The 13,808-nt window shown below is 70.2% G+C and carries 12 protein-coding genes; 4 read left to right on the top strand and 8 right to left on the bottom strand.

The features are described 5' to 3' along the window. Nucleotides 1-283: 283 nt before the first annotated feature. Together ABT186_RS20250 and ABT186_RS20255 are read left to right on the top strand one after the other, a co-directional pair. Nucleotides 284-793: a hypothetical protein gene (locus tag ABT186_RS20250; protein ID WP_351228016.1), complete on the top strand. Its 510-nt coding sequence runs from the start codon at nt 284-286 to the stop codon at nt 791-793. Nucleotides 794-809: 16 nt separating this feature from the next. Continuing rightward, nucleotides 810-2,993 (top strand): trypsin-like serine protease, encoded by a 2,184-nt coding sequence (locus tag ABT186_RS20255; RefSeq protein WP_351228014.1) that lies wholly within the window; start codon nt 810-812, stop codon nt 2,991-2,993. 79 nt (nt 2,994-3,072) lie between these two features. Here the strand turns inward: ABT186_RS20255 and ABT186_RS20260 are convergent, their stop codons facing one another. After that, nucleotides 3,073-3,366 (bottom strand): hypothetical protein, encoded by a 294-nt coding sequence (locus ABT186_RS20260; protein ID WP_351228012.1) that lies wholly within the window; start codon nt 3,364-3,366, stop codon nt 3,073-3,075. Nucleotides 3,367-3,493: 127 nt separating this feature from the next. On the opposite strand from ABT186_RS20260, the gene ABT186_RS20265 reads away from it, so the two are divergent. Further along, complete coding sequence (locus ABT186_RS20265) at nt 3,494-4,045, top strand: hypothetical protein (RefSeq protein ID WP_351228010.1); 552 nt, start codon at nt 3,494-3,496, stop codon at nt 4,043-4,045. A 55-nt stretch (nt 4,046-4,100) separates the two neighbouring features. On the opposite strand, the gene ABT186_RS20270 is transcribed toward ABT186_RS20265, so the two are convergent. From ABT186_RS20270 to ABT186_RS20295, 6 genes are all read right to left on the bottom strand, one after another. After that, complete coding sequence (locus ABT186_RS20270; protein ID WP_351228008.1) at nt 4,101-5,135, bottom strand: LLM class F420-dependent oxidoreductase; 1,035 nt, start codon at nt 5,133-5,135, stop codon at nt 4,101-4,103. 126 nt (nt 5,136-5,261) lie between these two features. After that, entirely contained in the window at nt 5,262-6,026 is a 765-nt protein-coding gene (locus tag ABT186_RS20275) for a DUF5336 domain-containing protein (protein WP_351228006.1), read from the bottom strand. A gap of 158 nt (nt 6,027-6,184) precedes the next feature. Further along, nucleotides 6,185-7,129: an N-acetylmuramoyl-L-alanine amidase gene (locus ABT186_RS20280; RefSeq protein ID WP_351228004.1), complete on the bottom strand. Its 945-nt coding sequence runs from the start codon at nt 7,127-7,129 to the stop codon at nt 6,185-6,187. Between the two features lie 10 nt (nt 7,130-7,139). Beyond that, nucleotides 7,140-7,802 carry a class I SAM-dependent methyltransferase gene (locus ABT186_RS20285; RefSeq protein WP_351228002.1) on the bottom strand — a complete coding sequence of 221 codons (663 nt, stop codon included), beginning with the start codon at nt 7,800-7,802 and terminating at the stop codon, nt 7,140-7,142. A gap of 132 nt (nt 7,803-7,934) precedes the next feature. Next, on the bottom strand, nt 7,935-9,674 hold the full coding sequence (locus ABT186_RS20290; protein WP_351228000.1) for an MFS transporter: 1,740 nt from the start codon (nt 9,672-9,674) through the stop codon (nt 7,935-7,937). Nucleotides 9,675-9,952: 278 nt separating this feature from the next. Further along, nucleotides 9,953-10,585 carry a response regulator gene (locus tag ABT186_RS20295; protein ID WP_351926192.1) on the bottom strand — a complete coding sequence of 211 codons (633 nt, stop codon included), beginning with the start codon at nt 10,583-10,585 and terminating at the stop codon, nt 9,953-9,955. 321 nt (nt 10,586-10,906) lie between these two features. Here ABT186_RS20295 and ABT186_RS20300 point away from each other — a divergent pair, with 321 nt between their 5' ends. Continuing rightward, nucleotides 10,907-12,493 (top strand): alpha-L-arabinofuranosidase B, encoded by a 1,587-nt coding sequence (locus ABT186_RS20300; protein WP_351227998.1) that lies wholly within the window; start codon nt 10,907-10,909, stop codon nt 12,491-12,493. Here ABT186_RS20300 and ABT186_RS20305 read toward each other — a convergent pair. Then, complete coding sequence (locus tag ABT186_RS20305; RefSeq protein WP_351227996.1) at nt 12,471-13,796, bottom strand: sensor histidine kinase; 1,326 nt, start codon at nt 13,794-13,796, stop codon at nt 12,471-12,473. The two genes, ABT186_RS20300 and ABT186_RS20305, sit on opposite strands and share 23 nt — an antisense overlap. Between the last annotated feature and the right edge of the window lie 12 nt (nt 13,797-13,808).

Raw genomic sequence — 13,808 nt, forward strand, 5'->3', positions numbered from 1 at the left:
CGGCGCGCGTGCGGCGGCATTCCGCCAGACATGAGGTGTGTGTCAGCCGCCCATGTCCCACTACTGGTACGGGAGTTGAGTGGAAACATGGCATGTGCGCGTCGTGAACATATGCAAGTGAAGAGTCTGTTGACCACTTGTAAGTTGCCTGTGAGGGCAATGAGAAAGGCCACACGCCTCACATGTGACGATTTACTGCTGGATGCCCGGTTAATTGGGTGGCGGAAAGGGGGAACGCGTGTTTGGATTCGCGCTCAACCCACCCTCCACACAAGGGACTTGCATGAAGCTCGCACGGCGGATCATCGCCACCGGAGCGGCTGCCGCGGCCTGCGCAGCCGCGATCGTCGCCGCCACCTCCTCCTCGCACGACAGCGCATCCCGCACCCCGGTGACGGTCGCCAACGACCAACCCGGCTATGCGGTCGAGGATTTCAACTACCCGGGCGCCGACAAGATCAAGGAGGAGAAGGGGATCGTCCTCAAGCGCGGCGACGGCCACATCATCCTCGCCGACTGCTCCTCCGGCACCGGGCTGATGGAGGTGTGGTCGCGGAAGAACGAAAAGATCTGCTTCCGCACCACCGGCACCTCGGGCTACCTCACCCTGGAAATCCCCTCGGTGTTCGCGGTCAAGGGTTCGGCCGATCACGCCGCCGACGTCACCCTCCACGCGTCCGACAACACGCCGCAGGAGGTGCAGGTCTCCAAGGGCAACTGGACGCCGGTCGGAGAGTCCGCCGACCCGCAGGCCCGCGAATTCGAACTCGTCGAGATCCGTACGAGCAACTAGCCGGGGGCCACACAGCATGCGCACAACTCCAAGACGGCGTACCGCCTTTGCGGCATTGGTCGCCGCTGCCGCGATCGGCGCCCCCGCTCTGTCCGCCCACGCTGTCACCGGACCTGCCGAGGCGGACGGCACGCACGGCTTCACCGCACACCTCGACATCGGCAACGGCACCAAGGCGTGCAGTGCCGCCCTGATCGACCCGGAGTGGCTGATCACCGCCGCCTCCTGCTTCGCCGACAACCCCGGCGAGTCGGTCAAGATCCCGGCCGGGGCCCCGAAGCTCGCCACCAAGGCCGTCATCGGCCGCACCGACCTGACCAAGGCCGACGGCGCGGAGCGCACCGTGGTCCAGCTGGTCCCCCGCGATGACCGGGATGTGGTGCTGGCCAAACTGTCCGCCCCGGTCACGGGTGTCCGCCCCGCCCAGATCGCCACCGCTCCCGCACAGGCGGGCGAGAAGCTGACGCTGACCGGTTACGGCCGTACGAACGACGAGTGGGCCCCTCTCAAGGCACACAACGGGACCTTCACCGCAACCGCCCCAAGTGGCAGCGACGTGGAGGTCACCGGTGACAACGCCGCGATCTGCGCCGGCGACGCCGGTGCGCCCCTGTTCCGCACCGCCGGGGACATCGCCCAGATCGTCTCGGTGGCCTCCCGCTCCGACCAGGGCGGCTGTTTCGGCATCGACAAGGCGCAGACGTCCACCAAGGGCATTGCCGCCCGCACCGACGACCTCGCCTCCTGGGTGAACTCCACCATCGACACCGCCCCGTTCGTCGACTTCAACGGAGACGGCATCGAAGACATCGCCATCGGCGACCCGAAGGCGACCGTCGACGACAAGGCCGAGGCCGGTGCCGTGCACGTCGTCTACGGCGGCGGCAAGGGCAACGTCCAGCTCGACCAGAGCCTGTCCTCCGTCCCGGGCGATGCCGAGGCCGGCGACCGCTTCGGCCACTCGCTGGCCACGGTGGACTACAACAAGGACGGCTACACCGACCTCGTCGTCGGCGTGCCGTACGAGGATGCCGGGTCGATCGCGGACACCGGCATGGTCTCCGTCATCTACGGCTCCGCCGCCGGGCTGGGCAAGGGCCGCGCCTCCGACTACTACGTGGAGGGCGAGGGCAACGGCGCACTGAAGGCGGCGGCGAAGGAGAAGGGCGACATGCTCGGCTACTCCGTCGCGGCCGGGCAGACCCGGGACGGAAGCCCGTACATCGTGATCGGTGTTCCCGGTGAGTCCGTCGGCGACAAGGAGGACGCGGGCGTGGTCTTCTACGTGCGCGGCGGCACGAGCGTCTCCCTGGCACAGGGCGCGGGCATGACCGGCGGCCTGGAGGCCGGGGACAAGGTGGGCTGGTCCGTCGCCGCGGACGCGAACAACATCGCCATCGGCGCACCGGGCGAGGACATCGGCAAGGCCGCCGACGCCGGTGCCGTGTGGGTGCTGTCGCACAAGCTCCAGTCGGACGGCAGGCCGACGGAGCGAGCGGACATCAACCAGAACACCGACAAGGTCTCAGGAGGCTCCGAGGCCGGCGACGCCCTCGGCACCTCCGTCGCTCTGGTGGAGAACGGCACGAACGGCGACTCCATCCTGGCCGCCGGTGTCCCGGGCGAGTCGATCACCAATGCGGCCGGGACGGATGTGAAGAACGCCGGCGAGGTGATGACATTCAAGATCCCCGCCACCGGCAACTGGTCCCAGTACCAGGTGATTCACCAGGACCAGCCGGACGTCATCGGGGGCGTCGAGACCAACGACCGGTTCGGCGAGACGCTTCAGGCGATCAACCTGTCGCCCAGGACCACTCCCACCTGGCAGACGCTCCAGCTCGTCGTGGGCGTCCCCGGCGAGACCCAGGGATCGGTCGCCGCTGCGGGTGCGGTGCAGACCATGACCCTCCTCGGGGCTCCCGGCCCGCACAACGACGTCCTGTATGCGGGACACAACGGCGTTCCGGGTACGCCGGGCGCGAACCAGCGGATGGGCCAGGCCATCGGCGTCTCCCCGACCCACATTTATGTGGGCATGCCGACGGGCCCGCACGCGCAGGGCGCGGTCTACAGCGTGCCGTGGCAGAACGTCACCTCCTACGAGGCTTCCGGTGCGAAGCAGCCGGTGACGGTGTACCAGCCGGGCAAGGACGGCATCCCGTCCGGCGGCAAGGCGTTCGGAACCGCGATCCGCTGACGGCGGCCGGGCCCGCGCCGACGGCCCCGGGCCCCGCACTCGGCAGTGAGTGCGGGGCCCGGGCTCCGGAAACGGGTGCTCAGTGCCGGTGGATCCGGTTGGCGATCGCGTGGCCCACGAACAGGTATACGACCGCGGCGAGACCGTATCCGGCGACCACCCGCGCCCACGCCTCGTGGAACGTGAACAGGTCGTGCGACCACCCCGCCAGCCATGCGGCCGCGTCGTGCACGAACTGCACCAGGTCGTTTGCGGGGTTCGCGTCCAGCAGGTACATCAGGATCCACAGGCCGAGGATGAAGGCCATGACGTCGGCGACGATCGCGATGACCGAGCCGGCCTGGTTGGCGCCGTTGCGATATCGAGGGGACATGCCCTTCGGGTTGCCCGTTGTCCCTGGCCGAAACCTGCCGGGCAGTCACCCGAACGGGCGCGCCGGGGCGGCGGCGTCGGGCGGGGCGGGTGAGGCTGCCGGTAGAGCCGAGATCCGGAGGCCCACCGTGCGTGTACCGATACGAGCCCTCGCCGTGGCGCTCGCCCTGTGCAGCATGCTGTTCGTCGGCGCCGCCGCCTGCGGTGGCAGTACGGCGCAGGAGGCCGCCGCCTACATAGCGGTGGCCACGCCGTCCCCGACCACCTCCGCGCAGCGGCAGAAGTTCGCCAGGACCCGCTTCGTGGCGAACGCGGGGCTCGCGGCAGGGGCGACGTACCAGTGGATCGTGAAGCCCTGGAAGGCCGGCGCGTTCAAGAAGGGCGCGAAGGGGCGGACGGCTGCTCTCGTCAAGGCGGGGCTCGCGGGCACCTTCGCGTACCACCGGCTCCAGGCCGCCGCGCGCAACGCCCAGGGCGACCCCAAGCTGTCCCGGGCCCTCGCCCCGCTCACCGCAGGCATCGACGGGCTCAAGGGTCTGCCGGCCAAGCTCCGCAAGGGCGACGCGGCGGCCGTGAGCTCCTTCGACGACGTCATCGGCAAGGTGAAGGACGCGGGGAAGAGCGCGGGCGCCCCGGTCAGGAACCAGGTCCCCACGGCCCGGCAGCTCGCGTCCGGCTGACACCGGCCGACGCGACCGCACGGGGCACCGCCGCGCAGCGCCGCGGGGCGGTGCCCTACGCGTTCAGTTCGGCCAGCACCCGGAGCGTGTGCGGGTCCGGGGCCAGGGCCAGCAGGTCCGTCACCGGGCCCTTGCGCCACATCTCCAGCCGTTCCGCGATGCGTTCACGCGGTCCGACCAGCGAGATCTCGTCCGCGAAGGCGTCGGGCACGGCCAGCACCGCCTCCTCCCGCCGGCCCTCCAGGAACAGCCGCTGGATCCGCCGCGCCTCCTCCTCGTACCCCATGCGCGCCATCAGGTCGGCGTGGAAATTGTGTGCCGCGTGCCCCATCCCGCCGATGTAGAAGCCGAGCATCGCCTTCACCGGCAGCAGCCCCTCGGCCACGTCGTCGCAGACCTTCACCCGGGCCATGGGGGCGACGATGAAGTCACCTTTGCTCGATCCCCCGCGGGCGTCCCGGAGCCCGCTCAGTGACGCCTCGTACACCTCGGGACGGGTCGGCGACCAGTACAGCGGCAGCCAGCCGTCCGCGATCCGGGTCGTCTGGGCCACGTTCTTCGGCCCTTCGGCACCGAGCAGAACCGGCAGGCCGGCCCGCAGCGGGTGCGTGATCGGCTTCAGCGGCTTGCCGAGGCCCGTGCCGTCGGCGCCCGGGTACGGGAGGGCGTGGAAGCGGCCGTCCAGCACGACCGGGCCCTCGCGCCGCAGGACCTGGCGTACGACGTCGACGTACTCCCGGGTCGCGGTCAGCGGTGACGCCGGGAACGGCCGCCCGTACCAGCCCTCGACGACCTGCGGCCCCGACAGCCCGAGGCCCAGCATCATGCGTCCGCCCGAGAGGTGGTCGAGGGTGAGGGCGTGCATGGCCGTCGTGGTGGGGGAGCGGGCGGCCATCTGGGCAACCGCCGTGCCCAGCTTGATCCTTGACGTCTGCGCCGCGATCCAGGTCAGCGGGGTGAAGGCGTCCGACCCCCAGGACTCTGCGGTCCACACGGAGTCGTAGCCGAGCCGCTCGGCCTCCTGCGTCAGCGTGACATGGTCCGTCGCGGGGCCACGGCCCCAGTAGCCGAGCGCGAGTCCGAGCCGCATGTCGCCTCCAGGCGCAGATGTCCCACGGATGTCTGACGGTTCGTCAGTTCGCTGTCCGGGCTGCGACTGTACGACAGCGGCCCCCCGCCCGGAAGGGCGAGGGGCCGTGCGCGGAAGGCGGCCGGCTCAGCCGCGCTGGATTCCGCTCGTGTCCTGCAGCACACCGCGGCGGCCGTCCTGCGTCTGTGCCACCAGGCCGGGGCCGTGCTGCTCGACGGCCAAGTACCAGGTGCCAGGCGCCAGTTCGGCGATCGGCGTCTGCGAGCCGTCCTCCGGGTACAGCGGACGCGGCACCGGCACGGCGAACCAGAACGGCGAGAAGTCCGCGGCGGGAGCCTGCTGCTGCCCGCCGAACTGCTGACCCTGCTGCGGCTGGCCGCCGTACGGCTGCTGCTGGGCGCCCGGGTAGCCGTAACCGCCCTGCGGCTGCGCCCCGTAGGGCTGAGGGGCAGCGGGCTTGGGCGCGGGGACGAGGGCCGCCTGCAAGGCCGGGACGAGGGGGGTGGCGATGGCTCCGCCGGCGAGGATCAGGGCGGCGATGAAGCCGAGGATGAGACCGGAGCCCGAGTCGGTGGCGTCGATGAGCGTCCACAGCAGCACCCAGGCGGAGGCGACGGTCAGCGTGACCCCGACAGCTCCCAGGTCCAGGCCCACGACCTTGCGCGGCGCGGGCTGCAGTCGGGAGAACACGACGAGCGCACCACCGATGACGCCGCTCATGTACGTGCCGAGCCCCAGTCCGAGGCTGTCCCAGGAGTTGGGGATGTTGACCTGGCTGCAGAACTGGTCGGGGCCGCTGCAGCCGCTGAGGTCGAGGAACGACGCGATGAACAGCAATACCGCTGCTCCGATCACCACGCCGTCGCCTCTAGTGAGGGAGCGGATATTCACTTCGGGTCCTTCGTCTGTCGTCTCGTCGTCGGTGGAGGCGTCGCTGTCACCATGTCGCCCTCGGGCCGCGGTGTGAAGCGCGGGGGTGGCCCCTCATCGTAGGGACGACATTATCGTCAGCCCGACCTGGGTGTCCGCCGGGATCGGACGGGTGATCGCTACCCGCGCAGGAAGCTCACGATTCCTTCGGAGATTCCTTGCGCCGCCTTCTGCCGCCACGCGCCGCTGGTCAACAATGCCGCGTCCTTGCTATCGCGCATGTTGCCGCACTCGATGAACACCTTGGGAACCGTTGACAGATTGAGACCGCCGAGATCGCTGCGTACGTCGAGACCGGTGCCCTTCCCCACATAGTTGGAGGGCGCGCTTCCGGTGACGCGGACGAAGCTGCCCGCGACGCGCTCGCCGAGGTCGCGGGAGGGGGCCACGATCGGCCGGGTGTCCGCGACGCCCTTGTGCACCGAGGCCGGGAGGATGACGTGGAAGCCCCGGTCGCCCTCGGACGCGCCGTCCGCGTGGATGGAGATCGCCGCGTCCGCGTGCGCCTCGTTGCCGATCCGTGCCCGCTCGTCCACGCACGGGCCCCACGGGCGGTCCCCGTCCTGCGTGAACTTCACCGTGGCGCCCTGCTGTTCGAGGAGCGTGCGCAGTCGGCGCGAGACGTCCAGTGTGAACTCGGCCTCCGTGTAGCCGTCGTTGGTGGACGTGCCCGTGGTGTCGCACTCCTTCCGGTTCGTCCCGATGTCCACCTTGCGGTTGATCTCGGAGGTGTGCCGGAAGTTGCCGGGGTTGTGTCCCGGGTCGACGAGGACGACCTTGCCCTTGAGGGGCCCGGTGGCGGACCGGGTGACGGCGGTCGGCGTCTGTCCGGGGGACGTGCCCTGCTTGCCGTCGTTCGTCGGCGAGGCGAACGTCGGCGCGGACGCCGAGGAGCGTGTCGCGGGCGCCGCGCCGGCCGATCCGCGGCCGGTGTCGGCCACCGCCTCATAGACCAGCCAGCCCACGAGCGCGGTCGGCACCAGCGCGGCGACGGCGAGGGTCAACGGCCCACGCCGGGGACGGCGCGGCTCGGGCGGTTCAAAGTCCGGTCCTACGTACGACATGCCTGCGACCCTAACCGCGCGATGCCCTCCCCGCCTCGATTCGCCTCAGCACGCGAAGCGAGTCGGTCACCGAGATCTCCGTGAACGCGCCGGACTCCAGCGCCCTGAGGTAGACGCGGTAAGGGGCCTGGCCGGTGAACTCGTCCTCCGGCTCCGGGAAGACGTCGTGAATGACGAGCAGCCCGCCTTCGGCCACATGGGGGGCCCAGCCCTCGTAGTCGGCGCCTGCGTGCTCGTCGGTGTGGCCGCCGTCGATGAACACGAGGCCCAGCGGGGTGTTCCAGACCCTGGCCACCTGCGGCGAACGGCCGACCAGCGCGACCACGTGGTCCTCCAGGCCCGCCTTGTGCAGCGTGCGCCGGAAGGTGGGCAGCGTGTCCATCAGGCCGATCTCGGGGTCGACCGTCTCCGGGTCGTGGTACTCCCAGCCCGGCTGCTGTTCCTCGCTGCCGCGGTGGTGGTCGACCGTGAGCGCGGTCACCCCGGCGGCGCGGGCCGCGTCGGCGAGCAGGATCGTGGACCGCCCGCAGTAGGTGCCGACCTCCAGCAGGGGGAGTCCCAGCCGCCCGGCCTGCACCGCGGCCTCGTACAGCGCGAGCCCCTCGCGGAGCGGCATGAAGCCCTTCGCGGCCTCGAAGGCGGCCAGGATCTCGGGCTTTGGTGCCGCGGGCATAGGGGTCCTTCCGGTCGTACGTATGTATGGGCGCTCCATGCTGCCGCACCCCCCGCCGCGCGCGCGACGGGGGGTGCGGGTGTCCGGAACTGGGTCAGGTGTCCGGAGCCGGGTCAGGTGTCCGGAGCCGGGTCAGGCGGAGACCGTCTCGCCCGGCAGCGAGAGGTCAAGATCCACCGGACGGTCGTCGCCCGTGTGGGTGGCCGACGAGGCGAGCGGGGCGTGGCCCGCGGCCTTGGCGGCCAGGACGTACGGGCCCTTCGCCGGCACGGCCAGCGCATAGCTGCCGTCCTCCGCCGAGAGCGTGGCGCCCGCCTGGCGGCCCCTGCGGTCGATCAGCGTGACCTTGGCGCGGGCGACCGGTGCGCCGCCGGCGTCCAGGACCCGGCCGCGGAAGCCGCGCAGCACCTCTTCGGCACGCTCCAGGTTGGCGTCCTCCTCGCTGCTCGCGCGCAGCTGCGGGGCGGCCGACCGGCGCGCGTTGGGCAGGAAGAGAGCGAGCAGCAGACCGACTGCCACCGCGGCCGTCGCGATCAGGAAGGAGACGCGGAAGCCGTGCATGGTGGGGATCGCGAGACCGTTCACATGGTTGGCGGTGTTGGCGAGCACCATGCCGATGACGGCGCTGGAGACCGACGTACCGATCGAACGCATCAGGGTGTTGAGGCCGTTGGCGGCGCCGGTCTCCGAGGCCGGGACCGCGCCGACGATCAGCGCGGGCAGCGAGGAGTAGGCGAGGCCGATGCCCGCGCCCAGGACCACCGAGGTGACCACGGTCTGCCAGGCGGCGTCCATCAGGCCGAGGCCGCCGCCGTAGCCGATCGCGATGATCAGCAGGCCGGTGATCAGGGTGACCTTCGGGCCGTACTTGGCGGACAGGCGGGCGTAGACCGGCGCGGTGAACATCATCGTCAGGCCCAGCGGGGCCACGCACAGGCCCGCGACGACCATCGACCGGCCGAGGCCGTAGCCGGTGGCGGCGGGCAGCTGGAGCAGCTGCGGCAGAACGAGCGAGACGACGTAGAACGAGACGCCGACCATGATCGAGGCGAGGTTGGTGAGCAGCACCTCGCGGCGGGCCGTGGTGCGCAGGTCGACCAGCGGCGCCTTGACCCGCAGCTCCAGTACGCCCCACAGGACGAGGACGACGACGGAGGCCGCGAACAGGCCCAGCGTGGTGCCGGACGACCAGCCCCAGTCGCTGCCCTTGGTGATCGGCAGCAGGAGCAGGACCAGGCCGGCGGACAGGCCGAGCGCGCCGAGCAGGTCGAAGGAGCCCTCGGCGCGCATCGGGGACTCCGGCACGACGAGGAGGGTGAGGAGGATCGAGAGGGCGCCGAGTCCGGCGGCGCCGAAGAACAGGGCGTGCCAGTTGGTGTGCTGGGCGACCAGGGCCGCGGCGGGCAGCGCGAGTCCGCCGCCGACGCCGATCGAGGAGCTCATCAGGGCCATCGCGGAGCCGAGCCGCTCACGGGGCAGCATGTCCCGCATCAGGCCGATGCCGAGCGGAATCGCACCCATCGCGAAGCCCTGGAGCGTACGCCCGACGATCATCGGCATCAGGGCGCTGGTGAGGCCGCTGATCAGTGCGCCGATCACCATCACGGCCAGGCTGGCGAGCAGCATGCGCCGCTTTCCGTAGAGGTCGCCGAGGCGGCCCATGATCGGGGTGGCCACGGCGCCGGAGAGAAGGGTCGAGGTCAGGACCCAGGTGGCGTTGCTGGGCGCGGTGCTCAGCAGTTGCGGCAGATCCTTGATGACCGGGACGAGCAAGGTCTGCATCACCGCGACAACGATGCCCGCGAAGGCGAGCACCGGCACGATCGCGCCGGATGGCCTCCGAGCGGGCTGGTCGGTCGTTGTGTGCGTCATTGGGCGAGGCCTCCAGGCCGGGAGTGAAGCGGTGCGGCAGGGGTCGTCGGTGAGAGCGTCGTACGAGACCCGTGCGGGATAAGTGCTGGGTAAACCTCGTATGCACGGGCAACTATTCCGATGCTTTGGCGTACTAACGAATTCTTGACCATTCCGAGATCTGATCTTCCGTCAGGTCTGGTCTCGTGCGACGCCGCTGCGAGAGGTCCAGGACGCACGACCGAGGCACAGGTGGGGCGACATTCCGATGCAAGGGCGGTTCATGTTGCCGGCGGCGCTCAGAGCCACCCCTGCTGGCGGGCCTCCCGCATCGCCTCCATGCGGTTGCGGGTGCTCGTCTTGCCGATGGCGGAGGAGAGGTAGTTGCGGACCGTGGACTCGGAGAGATGCAGTTTGGCGGCGATGTCGGAGACGGTCGCACCGTCCGCAGAGGCCTTCAGGACATCGCACTCGCGCGCGGTCAGCGGGCTGGGACCGGCGCTGAGGGCCGCCGCGGCCAGCGCCGGGTCGACGACCGTCTCGCCGGTGAGCACCCTCCGGATCGCGGCGGCCAGGTCCTCCACCGGCCCGTCCTTGACCAGGAAGCCCGCGGCACCCGCCTCCATGGCGCGGCGCAGATAGCCGGGGCGGCCGAAGGTGGTGAGGATCAGCACCCGGCAGTCCGGGGCCTGCTCGCGCAGCTCGGCCGCCGCATCCAGGCCGCTCCTGCCCGGCAGTTCGATGTCCAGGAGGGCTACGTCCGGGCGGTGGGTCAGCACGGCGTCCACGATCGTGTCGCCCGCCGAGACCTGCGCGACGACTTCGATGTCCTCCTCCATGCCGAGCAACAGGGCAAGCGCGCCGCGCATCATGCCCTGGTCCTCGGCGAGCAGGACCCGGATGCACTTCGTCGGCCGGTGACTTCTGGGCATCTCATCCACGAGGCCAAGCGTACGGCGCGGGGTCCGGCAGTGGTGGACGACAGGACCCGGCCCCGGGCGGCCAATGCGCCTGAGGCGGTGGGCAATTAAAGAGTCGTCACAGTTCCGTACCGCGAGTCTTGACGGCTTCTGACAGTGGGCAAACAATCGGCTCCGGCATTCAGTGATCGCCTATGCAATTCCTGTGCCGTGCCAAGTCCCGTATTTGTTCGGCATTTCGACCGGGAATAGGTTCGGCATTTCGATCGAACGCTGTCCGATATTTCGACCGGATACCCGCACTGCCCCACCAGGAACGGAAGAGGTACAACCGTGATCCGCAGACTCCGCCGCCCCCGACCACAACGCTTCAGAAGCACGGTCCTGTCCGCGCTGTCGGCGTTCGCGACCGTGGTCGCCCTCGTCCTCGGCCTCTCGGTCGGCGTCGGCGCCCCCCAGGCCGCCGCCGCGGGGTCCCTCCCGTGTGACATCTACGCCTCGGCGGGCACGCCCTGCGTCGCCGCGCACAGCCTCGTCAGGGCGCTCTACTCGTCCTACAACGGCCCGCTCTACCAGGTGAAGCGCGCCTCCGACAGCGCCACCAGCAACATCGGCCTGCTGGCGGCGGGCGGCTATGCCAACGCGGCCGCCCAGGACTCCTTCTGCGGCGGCACGACGTGCATCATCACCAGGATCTACGACCAGTCGTCCCGCCACAACGACCTCACCGTCGCGCCGGCCGGCGGTGCCGGCGCCGCCGATGTCGGCGCGCCCGCGGACGCGCTGCCGGTGACCGTCGGCGGACACCAGGTCTACGGGCTGGAGATCTCGGCCGGGATGGGCTACCGGAACAACTCCACCTCGGGTGTGGCCGTCAACGGGCAGCCCGAGGGGATGTACATGGTGACCTCCGGCACCCATGTGAACGGCCGGTGCTGCTTCGACTACGGCAACGCCGAGACCAACAACAAGGACACCGGCAACGGCCACATGGACGCAATCAACTTCGGCACCGAGTGTTGGTTCTCGCCGTGCAACGGGGCGGGCCCGTGGGTGCAGGCCGACCTGGAGAACGGGCTGTTCCAGTCCGACTCCGGCTACAGCAAGAACTCGTCGAACACCGGCACGGGCCCGATGCCGTTCGTGACCGCACTGCTGAAGAACAACGGTCAGAACCATTTCGCGCTGAAATACGGAAATGCCCAGTCAGGTGGACTCACCACCACATATTCCGGCGGTGAACCGACGGTCAACGGCGGCGGGTACTCGCCCATGCACCAGGAGGGCGCCATCATCCTGGGCATCGGCGGCGACAACAGCAACGGCTCGATCGGGTCCTTCTTCGAGGGCGTGATGACCTCGGGCATCCCGACGGACGCGGCCGACAACTCCGTGCAGGCGAACATCGTCTCCGTCGGCTACGGCGGCTCGACCGGCTCCACCGGCTCGCTGACACCGGGTTCGGAGATCTCGCTGCGCGCCACGACCTCGTGCTGCACCGGCGACTACATCCGCCACCAGAACAACGCGGCGGTCATCTCCTCGATCACGTCGAGCAGTTCGAGCCTGGACAAGAACGACGCCACCTGGATCGTCCGCCAGGGCCTCGCCAACAGCTCCTGCGTCTCCTTCGAGTCCAGGAACTACCCGGGTGACTTCCTGCGGCACTACAACTTCCAGCTCCTCAGGCAGCCCATGGACGGCAGCGCGACGTTCAGATCCGACGCCACGTTCTGCCCCGGGACCGGCAAGAGCGGGACGGGGACGTCGTTCGCATCGTCCAACTACCCGAGCAAATACATCCGCCACTACAACTACAACGTCTACATCGCCAGTGACGGCGGCTCGAACGCCTGGGACAGCGCCACGTCGTGGACCGACGACGTGAGCTGGGTGGTCAGTCAGCCCTGGGCGCCGTAGCCGCCCCGGCGAGTGACGAGCCGACCGGTTCCACGGGGAGTCCGGACTCCGCGGGGAGTTCGGACTCCACGGGGAGTTCGGCGGTGACCGTGAAGCCGCCGCGCGGCGACGGGCCGGCCCGCAGGGAGCCGCCCGCCGCCGCGAGGCGTTCGGTCAGGCCCTTCAGGCCGGTTCCGCCGATGCCCGACAGGGGTGGCGTGGAGGGCTCGCCGTTGCCGTTGTCGGCGATCGTCAGCCGGACGCGTTCGGACGTGCTGTCGACGGTGATCTCGCAGCTGGTCGCGCCGCTGTGACGTACGGCGTTGGTGACCGCCTCGCGGACCACCCAGCCGAGCAGCGCTTCGGTCTGGGGCATCAGGGGAGCGCCCGAGCGGCGTACGAAGGGTTCGATCCCGGCGGCGGCCAGGGCCGAGCGGGCGCGGTCCAGTTCCGTGGTGAGGCTGCCCTCGCGGTAGCCCGTCACGGCCTCGCGGATCTCGGTGAGCGCCTGGCGGCCGACCGACTCGATGTCCGTCACCTGCACCAGCGCCGCCTCCAGATCGCGGTGGGCGAGGCGGCGGGCCGCCTCCGACTTCACGACGATCACGGAGAGCGTGTGGCCGAGAAGGTCGTGCAGGTCGCGGGAGAAGCGCAGGCGCTCCTTCTCGACCGCCCGGCGGGCGAGTTCCTCGCGGGCGGCGCGCAGTTCCCGTACCGCCTCCGACAGGGACAGGATCGCGGCCGTCACCATCGTCGAGATCCAGGTGGCGTAGGCGATGTTGAGCCCGTTCCAGCCGTCGCGGACGGTGCAGACCGCGGCCGCGAGCACGGCCAGGGCCGTGCCGATGCTGCGCAGGTGCGGCCCGCGCACGACCGCACCCGTCGCAAGTCCGAGCAGCGGGAAGAACAGCAGCCAGTTGCCGCCGTAGCCGATGGCCAGACAGCAGGTCAGCAGGGCCATCAGGCCCAGGGCCACCCGCGTGGACGTCGCCTCGCGTGTCTCCTTGCAGAAGGCGCGGAACGCCACGTAGATGTAGAGGGAGTTGAAGGCGAGCAGCCCCGTGCCGCCGATCCACGGGTTGGGGGTCTTGCCCTGGAAGATGTTGGAGAAGGCACCCATCCCCATCAGCAGCCACGGCAGCAGGCTGAAGCCGCTGGGCGGCGGGCCCGGGTTCTCGGCGGCCTTCCCGGCTTTCCGCGCGGCCCGGTACTCGGCCTTGAGTCGTTCCTTGTCCTCCTTGTAGTGCCGCTGCTGCTCCCGGGCCAGCCGGACGGTGCGCCGCCACGCTTCCCAGTGGCTGGCGACCTTGCGTATCCAGGACATGTCTCCGCTCCC

The sequence above is a fragment of the Streptomyces sp. NPDC001634 genome (assembly GCF_040298185.1).
In the GTDB taxonomy this organism is placed as follows: Bacteria; Actinomycetota; Actinomycetes; order Streptomycetales; family Streptomycetaceae; genus Streptomyces.